This is a genomic window from Variovorax sp. YR266 (assembly GCF_900107295.1).
In the GTDB taxonomy this organism is placed as follows: domain Bacteria; phylum Pseudomonadota; class Gammaproteobacteria; order Burkholderiales; family Burkholderiaceae_C; genus Variovorax.
In genome coordinates, this window is record NZ_FNPM01000007.1 from 180,085 (window position 1) to 200,690 (window position 20,606).

Here is a 20,606-nt window from a genome sequence, read left to right on the forward strand (position 1 = left end):
TCTGCTTGGTGGTTGTCGAAAAAGGTTCTTCAGGTGCCGAAGGCTGGTTCGGGAACACCCGCGATGCCGGTGCCGGGCCGCAGCGCGAACACGCCGCCGGCCAGCGGCTGGTCGGACAGGTCGATGCCGCCGGGTCGTATGGAGGTGACGAACAGGGTGTCGAGCCCGGCGCCGCCGAAGGCGCACATCGCGGGCTTCTTCACCGGCACTTCGAGCGAGCGGTCGAGCCGGCCGTCGGGCGTGAAGCGGTGCACCAGGCCCGCGTCGTTGCCGCAGATCCAGTAGCAGCCGTCGGTGTCCATGGCGGCGCCGTCGGGGCGGCCGGGCAGGGGCCTCATGTCGATGAAGAGGCGGCGGTTGCTTGGCGTGCCGGTTTCCGTGTCGTAGTCGAAGGCCCAGACGACCTGCACCGTGGGGTGCGAATCCGAGAGATACATCGTGCGGCTGTCAGGGCTGAAGGCCAGGCCGTTGGGCACGATGAAGTCGTCCAGGCGCAGAGTTGCCTTGTCGTCGTTCTTGCCGTAGCTGTAGAGGCGGCCGACGCGTGCGCCCGCCGCCATGTCCAGCAGCATCGTGCCGGCCCAGAAGCGGCCCTGGCGGTCGCAGCGGCCATCGTTGAAGCGCATGGCCGGGGCTGCGTGTTCGACCGGGGCGAGCGAGGTGGCGGCCAGCGTGCCGTCGGCCTGCGGCTTCAGCGAGAACAGGCCGCTTTCCATGCCGGCGATCCATTCGCCCGGCGAATCGGCGCGCGGCGCGATACAGGCGACCATTTCGTTCGCTGTCCACTGCGCGTGGCCTTCGCTCGCGTGCCAGCGGTTCAGCGTGCGCGCGGGAATATCGACCCAGTAGAGCGCCTGTTCGACCGCGTGCCACACCGGGCTCTCGCCGGTGCCGTTGCGTGCGTCGAGAACGAGCTCAGCTTGCATCGCCGAAGGGGCCCTGTGCGGTGAAGGCGCCACCCTGGTAGATCGCATTCGGATCGGTCGGCGCGACGGGCGGCTGTGCCTCGACCTTGTCGCGGAACACCTCCGAGCTGTCCTGCGGCACGAAGCCCAGGTGCGCGGCCGCGCTGTTGTCCCACCACACGTCGCGGTTGTTCGACATGCCGTAAACCACGGTGTGCTTCACGTCAGGCGTGAACAGCGACTTCTCGATCAGCGAGGTCAGGTCACGGTAGCTGAGCCAGGTGCTCATCATCCGGCGGTTGGCCGGCTCGGGAAACGAGGAGCCGATGCGGATGCTCACGGTCTCGATGCCCCAGCGGTCGAAGTAGAACTGCGCCATGTCCTCGCCGAAGGACTTCGACAGGCCGTAGTAGCCGTCGGGCCGGCGCACGGCATGCGCGTCGATGTGCTCGCTCTGCTTGTAGAAGCCGATCACGTGGTTGGAGCTGGCGAACACCACGCGCTTCACGCCGTGGCGGCGCGCGGCCTCGTACACGTTGAAGATGCCCTTGATGTTGGCTTCGAGGATTTCCTCGAAAGGCCGCTCGACCGAGACGCCGCCCAGGTGGACGATGGCGTCGCAGCCCTCGAGCAGCGCATGCACCGCGGCCTTGTCGGAAAGATCGCAGGGCACGACTTCCTCGTGCGCATCGGCGGCCGGGGCCAGCGACGCGATATCCGACAGGCGCAGCACGTTCGCATAGGGCTTGAGCCGCTCGCGCAGCACCTTGCCCAGGCCGCCGGCCGCGCCGGTCAGGAGGAGGCGGTTCATCTTGTTGTCGTTCATCGTTGCCTGTCCATACACGGAAGAGTCATGGTTTCCGAGGGCCCGCCGTCACGGTGCTTTGCTGAAAGCGGCCGGTACGATGCCGACGGAGCAAGGTCGAAAGGGCGCTGCATGTCGGTGCCGTGGAGACCGGAAAGCCGCTGGCGGAATGGCCGGCGGCGCCGGGAGTTGAGTGATAAGTTATCTGTTGTCGTACAACTAGTTTGAGGATTATCATCGTGGCCATGGTTCAGACGACTGCGGGTAATCCCTTGATATCGGAAGCGGAGGCGCCGGCGGAAACGGCGTCTGCTGCTTTCGTGGGCCGTCCGCGCCAGCGCGCACGCGGCCTGGCGCATGGGCTGGTGGAAGACCTGGGCGAGAAGATCCGCAACCAGTCGCTGCGGCCCGGCGACAAGCTGCCGACCGAGTCGGCCATCATGCAGGCCTATGGCGTGAGCCGCACCGTGGTGCGCGAGGCGCTGTCGAAGCTGCAGGCCGGCGGGCTGGTCGAGACGCTGCACGGCGTGGGCACCTTCGTGCTGCAGCCGCGGGCCGGCGGGGTGTTCCGCCTCGATCCCGGCGAGATCGCCGCCTCGGTCGACGTGCTGGCCGTGCTGGAGCTGCGCATCAGCCTGGAGACCGAATCGGCCGGCCTCGCCGCCACCCGCCGCACCGACGAGCAACTGGTCGCCATGCGCCAGGCGCTCGACGACTTCGAGCACAACGTGGCAGTGGCGGGGGACACGGTGGCGCCCGACTTCCGCTTTCACCTGCAGATCGCGCAGTCGACCGGCAACCCGTATTTCGCCGACATCATGCGGCACCTGGGCACCACGCTCATTCCGCGCACGCGCATCAGCGCCATCCGCACGCACGAGGGTGGTGGCGCGCCTTACCTGAGCCGCGTCAATCGCGAGCACGAAGAAATCTACGCGGCCATCGCGCGCCGCGATCCCGAGTCGGCGCGCGCTGCCATGCGCATCCACCTGACCAACAGCCGCGAGCGGCTGCGCATGGCGCAAGAAGCCGCGCAGCAGAAGGCGAAAGCCGATGCGGCTGCCGGCGCGGGTGCGGCCGCACCGTCGCCTGACGACGCTCCCTCCCGCTGAGTTTTTCTTGTCTTGCCCGCTGGACAAGTTGTTTTTCTAGTTGTACGATGACTGATAACTCGCACGGCCAGCCGTGCGCAGCCATGACGACCATCGAACAACAGGAGGCAGCATGTCCATCAACCGACGCGGCGCACTTGGCGCCGCACTGGCCACGACGCTGGCCGCCAGCCTGCCCCTGCGCGCCATTGCGCAGGGCACGCAGGGCGGCACCGGCAACTGGCCCTCGAAGCCAATCAGGATCATCGTTCCGTACCCGCCGGGCGGCTCGTCCGACATCATTGCGCGGGCCATCAGCCAGCCGCTGTCGGAGGCGCTGGGCCAGTCGGTAATCATCGACAACCGCGCGGGCGCCAACGGCAACCTCGGCGCCGACCTGCTGGCCAAGGCGCCGGCCGACGGCTACACGCTGATGCTGTGCGACCTGGGCGCGCTGGCCATCAGCCCGTCGCTGTACCCCAAGCTGCCTTTCGATCCGTCGAAGGACCTGCGCAGCGTTTCCATGCTGGCCTACTCGCCGCACCTGCTGGTGGTGCACCCCTCGGTGCAGGCCAGCACGCTGAAGGAACTGGTCGAGCTCTCGAAGAAAAGCGATCTCAACTTTGCCGTTACCGCCAGCGGCAGCACCGCACATCTCGCGGGCATCGAGCTGCAACGCAAGGTCGGCGCCAAGTGGGAATACGTGCCCTACAAGGGCGGCGTGCAGGCAGTGCTCGACACCGTGTCTGGCCAGACGCAGGTGCTCATGAACGGCATGCTCGCCACCTACCCGCAGGTGCAGGCCGGCAAGCTCAAGCTGATTGCCGTGTCCAAGGCCACGCGCATGCCGCTGATCGGCAGCGTGCCCACCATCGCGGAGCAGGGCGCGCCCGGCTACGAGTCGGGCACGTGGCAGGGCGTGGTCGCGGCGCGCGGCGTGCCTGACGCGGTGATCGCCCGGCTCAACAAGGAACTGGTTCGCATCATCCGCACGCCCGACATCCGGGCCCGCCTCGCGGGGCAGGGCGCCGAGGTCGTAACCATGACCGCGCCCGAGCAAGACCAGTTCTTCGCCAAGGAGCGCGCGCGCTGGGCGCAAGTCATCAAAGAGGCCAACGTCAGGCTCGACTGAGCGCCTGCTTCACCCCTTTTTCTTTTTTCAAATCTTCACTGGACGATTCCCGATGAACCCGCAAGAACTCAAGACCATCATGGGCTCCGGCCTGCTCTCGTTTCCGCTGACCGACTTCGACAGCAACGGCGACTTCAACCCGGCGGGCTATGCCAAGCGCCTCGAATGGCTCGCCCCCTACGGCGCGAGCGCGCTGTTCGCGGCCGGCGGCACGGGCGAGTTCTTCTCGCTCACCGGCGAGGAGTACCCCGGCATCATCAAGACCGCAGTGGACACCTGCCGCGGCGTGGTGCCGATCATTGCCGGCGCCGGTGGTCCCACGCGCTTTGCCATCCAGTGCGCGCAGGCCGCAGAGAAGGCCGGCGCGCACGGCATCCTGCTGCTGCCGCACTACCTCACCGAAGCCGGCCAGGAAGGCCTGGCCGCGCACGTCGAAGCCGTGTGCAAGAGCGTGAAGTTCGGCGTGATCGTCTACAACCGCGCCACCAGCCGCCTGAAGCCCGACACGCTGGCCGGCCTGGCCGAGCGCAACCCCAACCTCGTCGGCTTCAAGGACGGCGTGGGCGACATCGAAGCCATGGTCGCCATCTATCAGAAGATGGGCGACCGCTTCGCCTACCTGGGCGGCCTGCCCACGGCCGAGGTCTATGCCGCGGCCTACAAGGCAATGGGCACGCCGGTGTATTCGTCGGCCGTCTTCAACTTCATTCCGAAGACCGCCATGGATTTCTACAAGGCCGTTGCCGCCGACGACCTGCCGACGCAGCATCACCTGCTGAAGAACTTCTTCATGCCCTACCTCGAGCTGCGCAACCGCGTGCCGGGTTATGCGGTGAGCATCGTCAAGGCCGGCGCAAAGATCGTCGGCCACGACGCAGGCCCCGTGCGCGCACCGCTCACCGACCTGAAGCCCGCGGAGATGGAACAGCTCAAGGCGCTGATCGACGCGCTCGGCCCGCAGTAAGCCTGCAGCGTCGAACACCACAAACAACAACGGAGACAAGACGCCATGTTCCTCAAGAAGTTTTTCCTGATCGCCGCTTCGGCAGCCCTGTTCTCGGCCTGCTCGATGATGCCCGCGGGCAGTGCGGCACCGGCCGCACCCGAAGTGGCTGCCGCCGCCGAACGCCTGCGCATCGCGATGGTCGACCCAACCCCTGCCGCACTCGGCGCGCTGGTGTCCGACGACCTGAGCTACGGCCACTCGGGCGGCAAGGTCGACACCAAGGCCAGCTTCATCAGCGACCTGCTCGACGGCAAGTCGGACTTCGTGTCCATCGCCATCACCGAGCAGACCGTCAAGGTGGTCGATGCCAACACCGCCATCGTGCGCCACACGCTCACGGCCGATACCAACGACTCGGGCAAGCCCGGCAAGGTGGCGCTGAAGATCCTCGGCGTCTGGCAGAAGCAGGGCGGAAGCTGGAAGCTGCTCGCCCGCCAGGCCGTGAGGATCTAGTCCGCATGAAGAAGAGACTCCTTCTTGCCGCGGCCCTCGCGGCTACCTCGACCGCGCTGCTGCCCCTGCATGCCTCGGCGCAAGCCGATGCATGGCCGCAGCAGAAGCCGGTGACCATCATCGTGCCGTTCCCGGCCGGCGGCTCCACCGACATGGTGGCGCGCGCACTCGCACTGCAGATGCAGACCAAGCTCGGCGGCAGCTTCGTCGTCGACAACCGGCCTGGCGCCACAGGCACCATCGGCACCGGCTTCGTCAAGCGCGCGGCGCCTGATGGCTACACGCTGCTGGTGTCCTCGCTCGGCGCCTTCGTCGTCACGCCGCACCTGCAAAAGAGCGTGCCCTACGACGCGACCAAGGACTTCGACTACATCAGCGTGCCCGTACAGGCGCCCAACGTGCTCGTCGCCAACGTCGCGCGGCCCGAGCACACGGTGGCCGACGTGCTGACGCTGCTGCGCAAGACGCCGGGCAAGGTCTCGTTCGCGAGCTCGGGCAACGGCTCGTCCGACCATCTCTCGGCGGAACTGTTCTGGCAGCAGACAAAAACCGAAGGCGTGCACGTGCCCTACAAGGGCGGTGCGCCGGCGGTCAACGACCTGCTGGGCAACCAGGTCGACTTTTCGTTCCAGAACGTGAATGCCGTGCTGCCACACATCCGCGCGGGCAAGCTGCGCGCCATTGCCGTTACCGGCGACAAGCGCTCACCCGTGCTGCCCGACGTGCCCACGCTGGCCGAAGCCGGCGTGAAGGGCGCGGAGGTCTATTCGTGGCAGGGCATGGCCGCACCCAAGGGACTGCCGCCTGCCGTCAAGAAAAAGCTGAGCGACGCCGCGATTGCCGCCATGCAAGACCCCGAGACGAAGAAGCGCATGCTCGACCAAGGCCTGGAGATCGTCGCCAGCACACCCGAAGAATTCACCGCCTTCCAGTTGCGCGAATGGGCGCGATGGAAGACATTGATCGACACCCGCCACATCACCGCAGACTGAGGCACCGAGCCCGAAGATGACAAGTCCTGAATCCGTTGTTTCCAAAGTCGTGTCGGGCGCCCCCGTCGTCACCGGCATGCGCGTGGTTCCCGTCGCGGGCCACGACAGCATGCTGATGAACCTCAGCGGCGCGCACGGCCCGTTCTTCACGCGCAACCTGCTGATCCTGACCGACAGCGCCGGCCACACCGGCGTGGGCGAAGTGCCCGGCGGCGAGAAGATCCGCCAGACGCTCGAAGACGCGCGCGACCTCATCGTCGGCCAGCCCATCGGCCGCCACAACGCGGTGCTCAACAGCCTGCGCAGCGCCTTTGCCGGACGCGACAGCGGCGGCCGCGGCCAGCAGACCTTCGACCTGCGCGTGACCATCCATGCGGTGACGGCCGTCGAGGCCGCGCTGCTCGACCTGCTCGGCCAGTTCCTCGAAGTGCCCGTGGCGGCCCTGCTCGGCGAAGGCCAGCAGCGCGACGCGGTGCAGATGCTCGGCTACCTTTTCTACGTGGGCGACCGCAAGAAGACCGATCTGCCGTACGAGACCGACCCCAACGCCGACAACGACTGGTTCCGCCTGCGCCACGAAGAAGCCATGACGCCCGAAGCCATCGTGCGCCTGGCCGAGGCCACGCATGCGCGCTACGGCTTTACCGACTTCAAGCTCAAGGGCGGCGTGTTGCGCGGCGAGGAAGAGGTCGAGGCGATCCGCGCGCTGCACGAGCGCTTTCCGAAGGCGCGCGTCACGCTCGATCCGAACGGCGGCTGGCTCCTGCAGGACGCGATCCGCCTGTGCCGCGACCTGCACGGCGTGATGGCCTATGCAGAAGACCCGTGCGGCGCCGAAGGCGTGTTCTCCGGCCGCGAGGTCATGGCCGAGTTCCGCCGCGCCACGGGCCTGCCCACCGCCACCAACATGGTCGCCACCGACTGGCGCGAGATGGTGCATAGCCTCTCGCTGCAGTCGGTCGACATTCCACTGGCTGATCCGCATTTCTGGACCATGCAAGGCTCGGTGCGCGTGGCGCAGCTGTGCCAGGCCTGGGGCCTGACCTGGGGCTCGCATTCGAACAACCACTTCGACGTGTCGCTGGCGATGTTCACGCACGTGGCGGCGGCTGCGCCGGGCAAGGTCACGGCCATCGATACGCACTGGATCTGGCAGGATGGCCAGCGCCTGACGAAAGCGCCATTGCAAATCGAAGGCGGCTTCGTGAAGGTGCCGACGCGTGGTGGCCTGGGCATCGAACTCGACATGGACGAAGTCGAGAAGGCGCACCAGCTGTACCTGAAACATGGCCTCGGCGCGCGCAATGACGCACAGGCGATGCAATATCTCATTCCCAACTGGACTTTCGACAACAAGCGCCCGTGCATGGTGCGCTGAAGGAAACGACGCAATGCAGAACTTCGACAACCTCATCGCCGGCGAATGGCGTGCTGGCGCAAGCTACAGCCCCAACGTCAACCCGAGCAACCTGTCCGACGTGCTCGGCCAGTACACGCAGGGCGATGCTGCCCATGTCGACGCCGCAGTGGCAGCCGCCACCGCAGCGTTCCCGGCCTGGGCCACGGGCAGCGTGCAGGCGCGCTCCGACGCGCTCGACAAGATCGGCAACGAGATCCTGGCGCGCAAGGAAGAGCTGGGCACGCTGCTGGCGCGCGAAGAAGGCAAGACCAAGGCCGAAGGCATTGGCGAGGCCACGCGCGCGGGCCAGATCTTCAAGTTCTTCGCGGGCGAATGCCTGCGCCTGTCGGGCGAGTTACTGCCTTCGGTGCGCCCCAACATCGGTGTGGAAATCACGCGCGAGCCGGTTGGCGTGGTCGGCCTCATCACGCCGTGGAACTTCCCTATTGCCATTCCCGCGTGGAAGATCGCGCCTGCACTGGCCTTCGGCAACAGCGTGGTGCTCAAGCCTGCCGACCTCGTGCCGGGCAGCGCCTGGGCTCTCTCCGAAATCATCAGCCGCTCGGGCATTCCGGCCGGCGTGTTCAACCTCGTGATGGGGCGCGGCAGCGTGATCGGCGAGGCGCTGGTCAACCACCCGGGCATTCATGCGATCAGCTTCACCGGCTCGGTGGGCGTGGGCCGCAACATCGCGATCCAGTGCGTCACCAACCATAAGAAGGTGCAGCTCGAAATGGGCGGCAAGAACCCGCAGGTGATTCTTGACGACGCCGACCTCGCGCAGGCCGTGGAGCTCAGCGTGCAGAGCGCGTTCTACTCGACCGGCCAGCGCTGCACGGCGTCGAGCCGCCTCATCGTCACCGAAGGCATCTATCCGAAGTTCATCGCCGCCATGAAGGAACGCATGGCGAAGATCAAGGTGGGTGACGCGCTCGCGCAAGGCACCGACGTGGGCCCGGTCTCGTCGAAGTCGCAGCTCGAGCAAGACCTGAACTACATCGAGATCGGCCAGAGCGAAGGCGCCACGCTGGCCGCCGGCGGTGAACGCCTGAAGCTGGAGACCGACGGCTACTACATGTCGCCGGCCCTCTTCAGCGAATCGGCCGCGGCCATGCGCATCAACAAGGAAGAGATCTTCGGCCCGGTGGCGAGCGTGATCCGCGTGAAGAACTACGAAGAGGCGCTAGCCACGGCGAACGACACCGAGTTCGGCCTGTCGGCCGGCATCGCCACCACCTCGCTGAAGTACGCCACGCACTTCAAGCGCCACAGCCAGGCCGGCATGGTGATGGTCAACCTGCCGACGGCCGGCGTGGACTATCACGTGCCGTTCGGCGGCCGCAAGGGCAGCAGCTACGGTCCGCGCGAGCAGGGCCGCTATGCGCAGGAGTTCTTCACGACTGTGAAGACGGCCTACACGCTGGCCTGATCGATCTTCAGGCGGGCGGCAGCGAAGACGGCGGCGCGCGACGGCGCCGCCGCATCAGGTATTCCACGAGCTCGAAGATCCCTTCGCTCAGCAGCGCCAATGCGGCTGCCGGCAGTGCGCCCGCCACGAGCAGCTCGCGGTCGTTGAGCGCCAGCCCCGTCACGATGCGCTCGCCGAAGCCGCCCGCACCAATGAAGGCCGCGATGGTCGCCGTGCCGATGGCAATCGCAGTGGCGGTGCGCACGCCCGCCAGCAGCGTGGGCAGCGCCAGCGGCAGCAGCACCAGCTGAAGGCTCTGCGGCGGTGTCATGCCGAGCGCGGTGCCGGCGAGCCGCAGGCCGTTGGGCACTTCGGCCAGGCCCGTCACCGTGTTGCGCATGATCGGCAACAGCGAATAAAGCGTGAGCGCAATCAGCGCGGGCAGCGCGCCGATGGCGCCCAGCATCGAGATCAGCACGGCCAGCAGCGCGAGCGAGGGCACGGTCTGCAGCAGGCTCGCCAAGCCCAGCACCACAGCGCGCAACCGCACATGCGGGAACACAAGGATCGCGATCGGCACGCCGATCAGGATGGCGATGCCGACCGACAGCGCCACCAGCACCAGGTGCTGCCGCGCAAGCTTCCACAGGTCGGGCCCGAACAGCTTGGCCATGAAGCCGCGGCGCGCTTCCTGCGGCTGCGCCTTCGCATCCTTGCCCGTATTCGCCAGGAAGTCGCGCGCGATCACGTCGAAGGGCACGCTCTGCAGCTCGGCGCGCGCGTTCATCGCGATCATCGCGTGCTCGTCGACCTTGCCTTCGAGCGTCTGCAGCGCGGCCCAGGCCTTGGGTAGCCGCGTGGGCAGGTCGAGCTTGTAGAGCACCACGGCGTCGTAGCGCGGAAAGTATTTCTTGTCGTCTTCCAGCACGCGCAGGCCGAGGTGGTCGATCTTGGCGTCGGTGGTGTAGATGTCGATCACGTCGATCTGCTTGGCGGCCACGGCGTCGTAGGCCAGCCCGTGGTCGAGACCGGTGGGCACCTGCGTGAAGCCGTAGCGGTCGGCCAGGCCCTTCCATCCGTCGGCGCGGCCGATGAATTCGTTCGACAGGCCGAGCTTGAGTTCGGGGTGCTTCGCCAGGTCGCTCAGCGTGCGCAGGCCCAGCCGTTCGGCATCGGGCGCGCGCACCGCGAGTGCGTAGCCGTCGTTGAAGCCCAGCGGAATCGCCACGCCCAGGCCCATCGGCGCGAGTGCCGCGTTCATGGCCTCGCGCGTGTTGGCCGGCGAGCCCTTGAGGATTTCGAGCGCTATGGTGCCGGTGTATTCGGCGTACATGTCGATGGCGCCCGAGCGCAGCGCCTCGTAGACGATGGCCGTGTTGCCCAGCCCCTGCCGCACGACGGGGGGCGATGCAGTGTGCGGCGCCGCCGTCTGCGCCAGCAGCTCGGCCAGGATGTACGACTCGGTGAAGCGCTTGGAGCCGACGCGCAGCGTCTCGTCCGCGGCCCGAGCGGCGCCGGACGCGGCAAGCCAGGCAAGGGCGAACAACAGGGCGGCGCGCCAGAGGCTGCGGGGCAGATGCATCCGGGCCAGTGTATAGACAACGCCCCGTTCGGCGTACCCGTCAATCTCCTACACGCCGTGGTGCGCGGTGCCGATGCGGCGGGCCGCCGATCGGCCCCACAGTCGATGGCCATGAAGACCCAACCCAGGAAAGACAAGCCCCCCGGCCCCGACGTCCACGGCCTGCGCGAACTGCCGGGGGTGCAGGTCGACGGCTACAGCCTGCAGCTGCGCGACAAGGACGGCTTCGTCGGCGACCAGGCCAGCCAGACGGCCTTCCGCGAACTGCTCGAACGCTGGCGCAAGCGCCGCCGCAGGAAGGGAAAAGACCCGCTGGGCCTCTCGCATTCGCGCGACCTGAGCAAGAGGGAGCTCGACCAGGCGCTGCAGGAAAAGAAGGCGTCCGAAGCCACCGACGTGATGCATGCAGCCATCGAGGAGTTCGCGCAGGAGCTGGCCTTCGTGATCCAGCGCTTCATGCGCCAGCCCTCGTGGCAGAAGGTGCAGCGAATCGTGATCGGCGGCGGCTTTCCCGAGAGCGACGCGGGCGAGCGCGCCATCCTGCAGGCCGGCGCCATCCTCGAAGAGATGGGCCTGCACGTGCAGATCGGCCGCCTCTCGCACGACGTGGACGACGGCGGCCTGATCGGCTGGGCGCACCTCGTGCCGCCCCATATGCTGAAGGGGCACGACGCGATCCTCGCGGTGGACATCGGCGGCACTAACGTGCGCTGCGGCATCGTGAAAACGCGCCACCGCAAGGCGCCCGATTTCTCGCTCGCGAAGGTGGTGCGGCGCGAGAAGTGGCGCCATGCGGACGAGGACCCCAACCGCGGCGGCATGGTCGATCACATCGCCGGCATGCTCGAGGACATGGTGCTTTACAGCGAGCGCAAGAAGATCCGGCTGGCGCCCTTCATCGGCATCGGCTGCCCGGGCCTGATCCGGCAGGACGGCTCGATTGCGCGCGGTGCGCAGAATCTGCCGGGCGACTGGGAAGGCCACGCCTTCCACTTGCCGAGCCAGCTGTGGCGCCGCATGCCGATGATGGGCTCCGGCCCGACGCTGGTGCTGATGCACAACGACGCGGTGGTGCAGGGCCTGAGCGAGCTTCCCTTCATGCGCGACGTGCGGCACTGGGGCGTGCTGACCATCGGCACGGGGCTGGGCAACGCGAGCTTCACCAACCGGCCCTGAGGCCGGGCTGCATTACAGGTCTTCGGGCCGCAGGCCTTCGATGCGCATGCTTGCGGAAGCGGTGGCGACGTTGCCTGCCGCATCGATGGCGCGCACTTCGATGTTCGCGGCGCCGGGCCTCTTCGGCGTCCACGTGCAGACGTACGGCGCGGCGTGCAGCGTGCACGCGGTCTTGCCGTCGATGACGAACTTCAGCTCGGCCACGGCCACGTTGTCGGATGCCGTGGCGGAAAGCCTTGTCGCCATGCCTGTCGCGGCGGTTGGCGGCGGGGCCAGCGCAACTGTCGGCGCTACCGTGTCGGAAGGCGGATTGACGATCACGTTGGCAGAGGCCACGGCGGCGTTGCCAGCCGCGTCGAGCGCGACCACCCGGATCGTCTGCACGCCGGGCGCGGTCGGCGTCCAGCTGCAGGTGTAGGGCGGGGCAGTGAAGGTGCAGATCGGGATGCTGTCCCGGCCCAGCACCTTGACGCCCCACACGCCCGCGTTGTCCACCACGGCCGACGCGATGGTGGTGGGTTGGCCCACCACGGCCATGGAAGGCGCGGCCAGCGAAACGGTCGGCGGCGTCGCGTCGGTGCCGCCGAGCGCCAGGTCGATGGTGAACATCGGCTGGCCCTGCACGGCCTTCTGCTCGAACGCATCGAAGATGGTGAACCAGCTCGCGCCGGGCGCGCGGTTGGCGGCGCGCGCCTTGACCAGCAGCGTCGTCTTGCCGACGGCAAAGCAGCTGAAGCCGCAGTTCCAGTCGAACACGAAGCGGCCCGACGCATCGGCCACGCCCGTCACCAGCATGACCAGCGGCTTGCCGGCCCCGGGGTCGCGCCACACCGACACCTGCGCGCCGGGCAGCGCGGCGCCGGTGTCGCGGTCGGTCACGCGCACCTGGGTGCCGGTGGTGGCCGCCATGAACTTCGAGCTGCCGAGCTTGGGCCAGTCGGTCCAGTCGGTGTCGATGTTGGCCTTGGTGCCGGCCGTGAAGCGGATCATCTCCAGCGTGGCGATGCGGTTGGCCGCAGGGTCGCGGCGCTGCTCGAAGACGGTGCCCAGCAGCGGGTCGAGCCGCCAGTGCTGGCGCGTCCACCAGTAGCGGTCGTTGTCGTTGGCCAGGGCGAGGTCGACGATGGGCGCGACGCCGGTGGTGTCGGCCACCGCAACGCCGTTGTAGTACTCGCCCGCGCCGGCGCCGAACACATGTTCCAGCTCGTGCAGCAGGGTCTTGAGTTGGCGGGCGAGGTAGTCCTTCTCGGTGGACTCGGGCGCGCCGGGGCTGGGCGCGCGCGACAGGCGCAGCGGGTCGTGGATGGCGATCCAGTTCAGGTTCCAGGTCACGCCTTTCTGCGGAAAGGTCCAGCTGGTAGACAACCCGCCGTGGCTGTAGCCGCGGGTGGACTTCGATATGCACACCACCACCTCGCCGTTGACCAGGCCGTTGTAGCTGCACTGCGGCGCGGTGGCGGGGGCTGCGAGCTGCAGGTCGGCGGCGGGGTCGAAGGCAAAGCTGCGCACGGTCTCGCGCGTGAACACCGTGTTGACGTCGGCCACGTACTGCGCGAGCCGGCGGGCGGCTTCGGCGGCGCCGATGTCGGTGGCCAGCTCGGGGTCGACGATGAACTTCAGGCGATGGGTGCTGGGGGCGGCCCGGCCGACTTCGTCCATTGCGGCGAAGGCGGGCACCATTCCAGAAAGCGCGAACAGAGCTGGTAGCACGAACGCCAGACTCGCGAATGCACGCAGCGAGAAGAAAGCTCGCATCGGTTTTCCCCCGGGGCAGGGGCGCAGGACTCAAACGGATGACGCCTCGGTCGGCCTTTTCAGGGGCCGGGCCCAGGCGGGCTGCCCCGCAATGCAGGGGGTGCCGGAAGATCCGTTCACGTCTGCCCGATGACGAATCAGTGGGCAGGCAGGCTTGTCAATCCCGGAAACCGGTGGGTATTTTAGTCTGCATGTTCAACTTGTTTCAATTGTGTTGCATTTGTGCTTCTGACGCCACAGTGTCACCACCCAGCGCCTTGTAGACCGCCACCAGGCCCACCGAGAGACGACTGGTGCTCTGTGCCTGGTCGCGCTGCGCCTGCAGCAAGGTGCGGCGCGCATCGAGTTCAACGCCAAAGTCGGTGAGCCCGCCCTTGTAGCGAGCCGCCGCCAGCACCAGCGCATCACGGCTGCGGCGTTCGCGCTCGGCCAGCTCGACCTGGCGTTGGCCCTCGGCGGCGTAGGCGTTGAGGGCTGAATCGATCTCGTGCCAGGCCTTGAGCACGGTCTGCTGGAACGCCACGGCCGCTTCCTGCTGCTGCAGCTCGCGCAGTTCGATGGTGGCGCGGCGGCGGCCGTTGTCGAAGATCGGCAGGCTGATCGACGGGCCCACGTGCCACTGCCGGCTGCCCCAGTCGCCGAAGCGCTCGCTGCCCACCGATTCGTAACCGAAGCCGGCGCCCAGCGTCACGCGTGGGTAGAGGTCGGCCACGGCCACGCCGATGCGGGCTGTGGCGGCGTGCAGCTGCGCCTCGGCGGCTGCGATGTCGGGGCGGCGGCGTGCGAGCTCGGCGGGCAGGCCCAGCGTGAGTGCGGGCAGCGCGGGGGCGTCGAGCGTATCGCCGGTGGCGGTGTCTGCCAGCTCGGTGTTCAGCGCGCCAGGCGCGGCACCGGCCAGTAGCGTGATGCGGTTCATTGCATCGGCCTCCTGCTGTAGCAGCGCGGGAATGCGCGCGCGCAGTTCGGCCACTAGCGCGCGCTGGCGCACCGGGTCCATGTCGGTGACGAGGCCACCGTCGGCGCGTGCCTGCACCAGTTCGAGCGACTCGGCGGCCGCCGCGATGTCGGCGCGCGCAATGCGCAGTTCGCGCTGCGTGCCGCGCAGCTCAAAATAATTGCGCGCCAGTTCGGCCTGCACGCTGAGCCGGGCCTGCTGGAGCAATGCGGACGATGCGCTCGCATCGGCATCGGCCGCCTCGATGGCGCGGCGCACGCGACCCCACAGGTCGATTTCCCACGAGGCGTCGAAGCCGGCCTGATAGAGGTTGTAGGGCTCGCTGAGCGTGCGGATGAGCTGGTCGCGGTTGGAGACCGACGAGCCCAGCGCGTCGATCATCCGCGTGGCGGAGCCGCTCTCGCTCTGGCGCTGCCGCGTGACGCCGGCGCTCGCATTCAGCTGTGGGCCCTGCTGGGCCGCGGTGGTGGTGCGCTGCACGCGGCTTTGCGCGAAGCGCAGGGCGGCGGTCTGCAGGTCGGGGTTGCTCGCGAGCACCATGGCTTCGAGGCGGTCCAGCACCGGATCGCCGAAGGCCTTCCAGTCGCCAGATGCGACGCCGCCAAAGGAACCTTGCCGCTCCGCGCCGAGCAGCGCGGGCGAACCGCTATGCCATGCAGACCAGTCGGCGGGAGCGCGGGCTTCGACCGGCTTGTGGTCGGGCCCCACCGCGCAGCCGGCAAGAATGAAAGCAAGAGAGAGCGTGGCCGTGACAGAAGAAAGAGCAAATGGAAGGGGCATGACGTGCTCCCGTTTTCAGACAAGACGATTGCGGAACAGCCACGCCGCCAGCGGCAGCGTGACGGCGGCGATGACGGCAAGCGGAATCAGGTTGTGCCAGACCGTGCCCAGCCCCACGCCTTCGAGGTACACGCGCTGCACCAGGTCGATGGCAAAGCGCAGCGGGTTGGCCAGCGTTGCCACCTGCAGCGCGTGCGGCATGTTGCGCACCGGCGTGGTCAGGCCCGACAGCAGCATCAGTGGCATCAGCAGCACGAAGGCATAGAGCATGGCCTGCTGCATGTTGGCCGACACGGCCGAGATCGACAGGCCGATGCCCACGCTCGCCACCGTGAAGAACAGCAGCCCGGTGTATAGCGTGACGAGCGAGCCCGCCATCGGAATGCCGAACCAGAAGAGCGCTACCAGCAGGATCAGCGACGACTGCACCAGCCCCACCAGCACAGGCGGCAGCGCCTTGCCGATCATGATTTCGAGCGGCGACATCGGCGTTACCAGCAGCTGGTCGAAGGTGCCTTGCTCGCGTTCGCGCGCCACCGACAGTGCGGTGAGCAGCAGCGTCTGCAGCATGCTGAGCGCGGCGATCATGCCGGGCAGCAGGTTCCAGCGCGTTTCGAGATTCGGGTTGAACCAGGCGCGCGATTCCACGACCAGTGGCGACGGCGGTGCGCCCACGCGCGTGCGCAGCTCGGCGTTGTAGCGCTCGACCACCGCACTCACGTAGCCGGCCGCCGAGCCCGCGGTGTTGGAGTTGCGCGCATCGAGGATCAGCTGGATGGCCGCCGTCTGCCCCGCGCTGAGCTGCTGCTCGAAGTTGGCGGGTATCTGTATGACCAGCAGTGCCTTCTCGGTGTCGATCACTTCGCGGATGTCGGCCTGCGAGCGCAGCGTGGCCACGCGGTGGAACACGCCGGTGCTGTCCAGGTGCGCAATCAACTCCGTCGACGCGCCGTTGCGGCTCTGGTCGAGCAGCGCATAGGGCACGTTGGTGAGGTCGTAGGTCGCGCCGTAGCCGAAGACCAGGCTCTGCATGATCGCCGGTGCGATCAGGATGGCGCGCGTGGCCGGGTCCTTGAGGATGGTCAGCAGTTCCTTGCGGCAGAGGTTGGCGACGCGCAGGAAGAAATCGATGAGGGCGTTCATGGCCGGGGCTTTCAGTCGAGGCTCTTGCGCGTTACCGCACGCGCCACCAGCAACAGGCCTACCGCATACGCCATCAGGATCGCGCAGTTGCGCCAGATCAGCGGCCAGACGTCGCCCGCGAGAAACAGCGTCTTGATGAGGTCCATGAAGTAGGTGGCCGGCAGCAGGTGGCCGATCACCCACACGGCGGTGGGCACGTTGCGCAGGTCGAACAGGAAGCCCGACAGCATCATCGAGGGCATGAAGGTCGCGATCAGCGCCACCTGGCTCGCGAGAAACTGGTTGCGCGTGACCGACGAGATCACCAGGCCCAGGCTCACCGCCACGATCAGGTACAGCATCGAGCTGAACACCACCACCAGCAGTGAGCCGTACATGGGCACCGCGAACAGGTAGCGCGCGGAAAGCAGGCACAGTGCAAGGCCCAGCATGCCGACCGCGAAGTACGGAATGATCTTGGCCAGCAGAATCTCGACCGGCCGCACCGGCGTGACGAACAGCGCCTCCAGCGTGCCGCGTTCCCACTCGCGCGCCATCACCAGCGCGGTGAGAAAGGCGCCGACCAGCGTCATGATGAGCACGATGAGCCCCGGAACGAGGTACCAGGTGCTGGTGTTCGCGGCGTTGAACCACATGCGCTGCTCGACGGTGACGCTGCCGACGGGTGGGGCATCGGCGCCGGAGGCGTTGCCGCTCCTGTCCATCTGCCGAATTGCCGATTGCGCGAGGGCGCCTGTCACGTACGCCTGGATGATGCTCGCGCGCCCCGCGTCGGAGCCGTGCACGATGAGCTGCACGCGCGCATTCCCGGCGGCGAGCGAGCGCGAGAAATCGGAAGGCACGCGCACGATGCCGTCGACCTTGCGTTCGCGCATCAGCTCTTCGGCGTCGTGCATCGAGCCCAGCAGCACCGGCGCGATGGTGGGCGAGAGCTGCAGGCCGGCGATGGCCTCGTGCGCGGTTGGCGAGGCGTCTTCCATGACCACCGCCACGGGTGCGTTCTTCACGTCGAGCGACATGCCGTAGCCGAAGATCAGGATCAGCACCATCGGCAGCAGGATGCCGATGGCCAGGTTGCTGCGGTCGCGCAGCAACTGGCGGAATTCCTTGCGCGTGAGGGAGATCAGGCGGGACCAGAAGCCGCTCATGCCGTCACCTCTGTCTTTGTTTCTTGCCGTGCCTTCTCGACGATGCCGATGAAGGCCTGTTCCATGTCGATGCGTCTGTCGCTGTCTTGCTCGTCGCCCAGCGCCTGCGCGCGCACTTCCTGCGGCGTGCCGATGGCCAGCACCCTGCCCGCGTCCTGGATCACGATGCGGTCGCAGTACTCCGCCTCTTCCATGAAGTGCGTGGTGATGACGACCGTGGTGCCGCCTTCGGCCAGCGCTGTGATGCGCCGCCAGAACTCGCGGCGCGCGAGCGGGTCGGCACCGCTGGTGGGCTCGTCGAGGAACAGGATCTCGGGTTCGTGCAGCAGGCCCGTGGCCATGGCCAGGCGCTGCTTGTAGCCGCCGGGCAACTGGCCGCTGGGTACGTCGAGCGAGTGGGCCAGATCGAACTGGCGCAGCACCGTGTCCATGCGCTCGCGCAGCTTCGCGCCGCGCAGGCCGTAGGCGCCGCCGAAGAACGAGAGGTTCTCGCGCACTGTGAGGTTGCCGTAGAGCGCGAATTTCTGCGAGACATAGCCGATGCGCTGGCGCGCCTGCGCGCGGGCATGCCGCAGGTCGACGCCGGCCACGCGCAGCTGGCCGCCGCTGGCGGGCAGGAGGCCGCAGAGCATGCGGAAGGTGGTGGTCTTGCCCGCACCGTTGGGGCCGAGCAGGCCGAAGATCTCGCCGCGCCGCACCGAGAAGCTGGTGCTGGCCACCGCCACGAAGTCGCCGAAGCGGCGTACGAGGTCCTTGACTTCGATGACCACTTCGCCGGGCTGGCCTGTGTTCGGTTGCGAAGTGGCCATGCTGGTGGCCGGGGTGGCGTCGGCGTTGGGCGATGGCTGCGCACGCAGCAGCGTCATGAAGCCGTCTTCGAGGCGCGGCGCGACCGGCTCGGTGCGCACGCCTTCGAGCAATGCATCGAGCCGCGCATCGTCTGTCTCGCTGCGGCGAATGAAGCGCACCTCGCCACCTTGCGGCACCGCATCGATGATCTCCAGCCGCGCGTCGAGCAGGCGGGCCTGCAGCAACCGCGGCGGCTCGCCGTCGGGCGGTGTCGCGATGAAGCAGAGGCCGTGTGCCCGGTCGCGCAGCTCGGCGGGCGCGCCTTGCGCCAGCAGCTTGCCGCCGTGCAGCACGAACACATGGCTGCAGCGCTCGGCCTCGTCGAGGTAGGCGGTGCTGACGATGACCGAGAGCTTTTCGTCGTCTACCAGCTGCTGCACGATCTGCCACAGCTCGCGGCGCGAGAGCGGGTCCACGCCCACGGTCGGCTCGTCGAGCAGGAGCAGGTCGGGCGAGCGCACCAGCGTGCAGGCCAGCCCTAGCTTCTGCTTCATGCCGCCCGAGAGCTTGCCGGCCGGGCGATCGGTGAAGCGGCCCAGGTCGGTCATTTCCATCAGCCGCGCATAGCGTTCGCGCCGCTTGTCGCGGGGCACGCCGTGCAGGTCGGCGTAGAGGTCGAGGTTTTCCTGCACGCTCAGGTCGTCGTAGAGGCCGAAGCGCTGCGGCATGTAGCTGATGCGGTCCTGCACGGCCTGCGGATCGGCCGATACATCGATGCCGAGCACGCGCAGCTCGCCCGCGTCGGCGCGCATCAGGCCGGCCATCAGGCGCAGCAGCGTGGTCTTGCCGGCGCCGTCGGGACCGACCAGCGCGGTGAGCGTGCCGGCGGGCACTTCGAGCGATACGTCGTCGAGCGCGAGCACGGGTTCTTTCGACGCTTTCAGCAGGAAGCGCTTGTGCAGCGAGCGTCCGGCCACGGCCGGCCCGGTGATCGGCATCAGGGTTTGCCGGTGGCGGGCGACAGTTGCAGACGCACAGTGGCCGGCATGCCGAGCCGCAGCCGGTCTTGCGGGTCATCGACCATCACGCGGATCTCGTAGACGAGGCTGCTGCGCAGCTCCTCCGTCTGCACGGTCTTGGGCGTGAACTCGGCCACCGACGAGATGTAGCCAACCTTGCCGGCGATCGCTTCGCCGGGCTGGCTGTCGGTGCTCACGCGGGCGTCCTGCCCGGCGCGCACGCGACCGAGGTCGGGCTCGGCCACATAGGCGCGCACCCACTTGGGATCAGTGATAGCGAGCGTGAAGGCCGGGCGCTGCGGCGAGGCCATGTCGCCGGGCTCCAGCAGGCGGGCGCGCACGACGGCGTCGATGGGCGCCTTGAGCTCGGCCTCGGTGAGCTGGTGGTTCATGAGGGCGAGCTCGGCGCGGGCCGATTCGAGCTGGGCAATCGCCTGGCCGATGTCTTCCTTGCGCGGGCCGGTGATGACCAGCTGCTGTGCCTTGCGGGCGTTGTCGAGCTGCGCCAGCGCCACCTTGCGCCTGGCCTGTGCGCTGTCGAGGTCCTGCTGGCTCACGGCGCGGCCGGCCGTGCTGGCGCCGATGGCCTGCAGGCGCGTGAGCTGCTGCTGTGCCAGGTCGGCATCGGCCTGCGCGCCGGCCACCTGGGCCCTGGCCTGTGCCACTTCTTCGGGGCGGCTGCCGGTCTTCAGGCGCAGCAGGGCCTGTTCCTGCACGCCGATGCGCGCCTGCGACTGCGCGACGCGCAGCACCAGCGAGCGGGTGTCGAGCCGGCCGAGCACCTGCCCGGCGCGCACGCGGTCGCCCTCGCGCACCGTCAGTTCGGCCACGCGATCGTTGGCGTTGAAGGCCAGCGAGACCTGGCGCAGGTCGACGTTGCCGTACAGCACGAGCTGGTCGGAGGGCGTGGCGGATCGGTGCGTGTACCACCAGCCGCCCACCGCCGCGACGATGGCCGCGGCGGCGATGGCAATGAGGGGCTTCTTGTTCATGGCGTGTGTGTCCTGACGAGGCTGCTGCCCGGAAGTCGGTGCGATGTTATCAAATTGAAATTTGAATTTGAAGTAT

At 67.9% G+C, this 20,606-nt stretch carries 17 protein-coding genes; 8 read left to right on the top strand and 9 right to left on the bottom strand.

The genetic code is table 11. From position 1 onward, the window contains the following. Positions 1 to 29 precede the first annotated feature (29 nt). On the bottom strand, positions 30 to 926 hold the full coding sequence (locus BLW48_RS19420) for an SMP-30/gluconolactonase/LRE family protein (protein WP_093177000.1): 897 nt from the start codon (positions 924 to 926) through the stop codon (positions 30 to 32). Then, positions 916 to 1,731 (bottom strand): NAD-dependent epimerase/dehydratase family protein, encoded by an 816-nt coding sequence (locus BLW48_RS19425; protein ID WP_093177001.1) that lies wholly within the window; start codon positions 1,729 to 1,731, stop codon positions 916 to 918. Before BLW48_RS19425 ends, BLW48_RS19420 begins: the two co-directional genes overlap by 11 nt. 224 nt (positions 1,732 to 1,955) lie before the next feature. On the opposite strand from BLW48_RS19425, the gene BLW48_RS19430 reads away from it, so the two are divergent. The 7 genes from BLW48_RS19430 (at position 1,956) to BLW48_RS19460 (ending at position 9,212) form a co-directional block, all read left to right on the top strand. Next, on the top strand, positions 1,956 to 2,822 hold the full coding sequence (locus tag BLW48_RS19430) for a FadR/GntR family transcriptional regulator (RefSeq protein ID WP_093177002.1): 867 nt from the start codon (positions 1,956 to 1,958) through the stop codon (positions 2,820 to 2,822). Between the two features lie 112 nt (positions 2,823 to 2,934). Beyond that, the gene (locus BLW48_RS19435) at positions 2,935 to 3,933 is read left to right on the top strand and encodes a Bug family tripartite tricarboxylate transporter substrate binding protein (RefSeq protein ID WP_093051361.1); all 999 of its coding nucleotides are present in this window, start codon (positions 2,935 to 2,937) and stop codon (positions 3,931 to 3,933) included. A gap of 52 nt (positions 3,934 to 3,985) precedes the next feature. Beyond that, the gene (gene kdgD / locus BLW48_RS19440; RefSeq protein ID WP_093051358.1) at positions 3,986 to 4,897 is read left to right on the top strand and encodes a 5-dehydro-4-deoxyglucarate dehydratase; all 912 of its coding nucleotides are present in this window, start codon (positions 3,986 to 3,988) and stop codon (positions 4,895 to 4,897) included. 45 nt (positions 4,898 to 4,942) lie between these two features. Then, a complete protein-coding gene (locus BLW48_RS19445) occupies positions 4,943 to 5,392 on the top strand; it encodes a nuclear transport factor 2 family protein (protein ID WP_093051355.1) in 450 nt (149 codons plus the stop codon). A gap of 5 nt (positions 5,393 to 5,397) precedes the next feature. After that, positions 5,398 to 6,384, top strand: coding sequence for a Bug family tripartite tricarboxylate transporter substrate binding protein (locus tag BLW48_RS19450; protein ID WP_093177003.1), 987 nt, complete (start codon positions 5,398 to 5,400; stop codon positions 6,382 to 6,384). A gap of 16 nt (positions 6,385 to 6,400) precedes the next feature. Next, positions 6,401 to 7,762, top strand: coding sequence for a glucarate dehydratase (gene gudD, locus BLW48_RS19455; RefSeq protein ID WP_093051348.1), 1,362 nt, complete (start codon positions 6,401 to 6,403; stop codon positions 7,760 to 7,762). Positions 7,763 to 7,775: 13 nt separating this feature from the next. Beyond that, entirely contained in the window at positions 7,776 to 9,212 is a 1,437-nt protein-coding gene (locus BLW48_RS19460; protein ID WP_093177004.1) for an aldehyde dehydrogenase family protein, read from the top strand. A 7-nt stretch (positions 9,213 to 9,219) separates the two neighbouring features. Here BLW48_RS19460 and BLW48_RS19465 read toward each other — a convergent pair whose 3' ends face one another. Further along, positions 9,220 to 10,773, bottom strand: a complete 1,554-nt coding sequence (locus BLW48_RS19465) for an ABC transporter permease/substrate-binding protein (RefSeq protein WP_093177005.1) — start codon at positions 10,771 to 10,773, stop codon at positions 9,220 to 9,222. A 105-nt stretch (positions 10,774 to 10,878) separates the two neighbouring features. On the opposite strand from BLW48_RS19465, the gene BLW48_RS19470 reads away from it, so the two are divergent. Continuing rightward, positions 10,879 to 11,949, top strand: a complete 1,071-nt coding sequence (locus BLW48_RS19470; RefSeq protein ID WP_371127557.1) for an ROK family protein — start codon at positions 10,879 to 10,881, stop codon at positions 11,947 to 11,949. Positions 11,950 to 11,961: 12 nt separating this feature from the next. On the opposite strand, the gene BLW48_RS19475 is transcribed toward BLW48_RS19470, so the two are convergent. The 6 genes from BLW48_RS19475 to BLW48_RS19500 all read right to left on the bottom strand — a co-directional run bounded on the left by BLW48_RS19475 (position 11,962) and on the right by BLW48_RS19500 (position 20,530). Further along, positions 11,962 to 13,608, bottom strand: coding sequence for an Ig-like domain-containing protein (locus BLW48_RS19475; RefSeq protein WP_256330832.1), 1,647 nt, complete (start codon positions 13,606 to 13,608; stop codon positions 11,962 to 11,964). A 301-nt stretch (positions 13,609 to 13,909) separates the two neighbouring features. Beyond that, entirely contained in the window at positions 13,910 to 15,439 is a 1,530-nt protein-coding gene (locus tag BLW48_RS19480; protein ID WP_093177009.1) for an efflux transporter outer membrane subunit, read from the bottom strand. 15 nt (positions 15,440 to 15,454) lie between these two features. Then, positions 15,455 to 16,582 (bottom strand): ABC transporter permease, encoded by a 1,128-nt coding sequence (locus BLW48_RS19485; protein ID WP_093051333.1) that lies wholly within the window; start codon positions 16,580 to 16,582, stop codon positions 15,455 to 15,457. 11 nt (positions 16,583 to 16,593) lie between these two features. Further along, the gene (locus tag BLW48_RS19490) at positions 16,594 to 17,730 is read right to left on the bottom strand and encodes an ABC transporter permease (protein WP_093177011.1); all 1,137 of its coding nucleotides are present in this window, start codon (positions 17,728 to 17,730) and stop codon (positions 16,594 to 16,596) included. Then, positions 17,727 to 19,517 carry an ATP-binding cassette domain-containing protein gene (locus BLW48_RS19495; RefSeq protein ID WP_093177012.1) on the bottom strand — a complete coding sequence of 597 codons (1,791 nt, stop codon included), beginning with the start codon at positions 19,515 to 19,517 and terminating at the stop codon, positions 17,727 to 17,729. The genes BLW48_RS19490 and BLW48_RS19495 overlap by 4 nt, the downstream gene beginning before the upstream one ends. Next, positions 19,517 to 20,530, bottom strand: coding sequence for an HlyD family secretion protein (locus BLW48_RS19500; protein ID WP_093177014.1), 1,014 nt, complete (start codon positions 20,528 to 20,530; stop codon positions 19,517 to 19,519). Before BLW48_RS19500 ends, BLW48_RS19495 begins: the two co-directional genes overlap by 1 nt. Positions 20,531 to 20,606 lie beyond the last annotated feature (76 nt).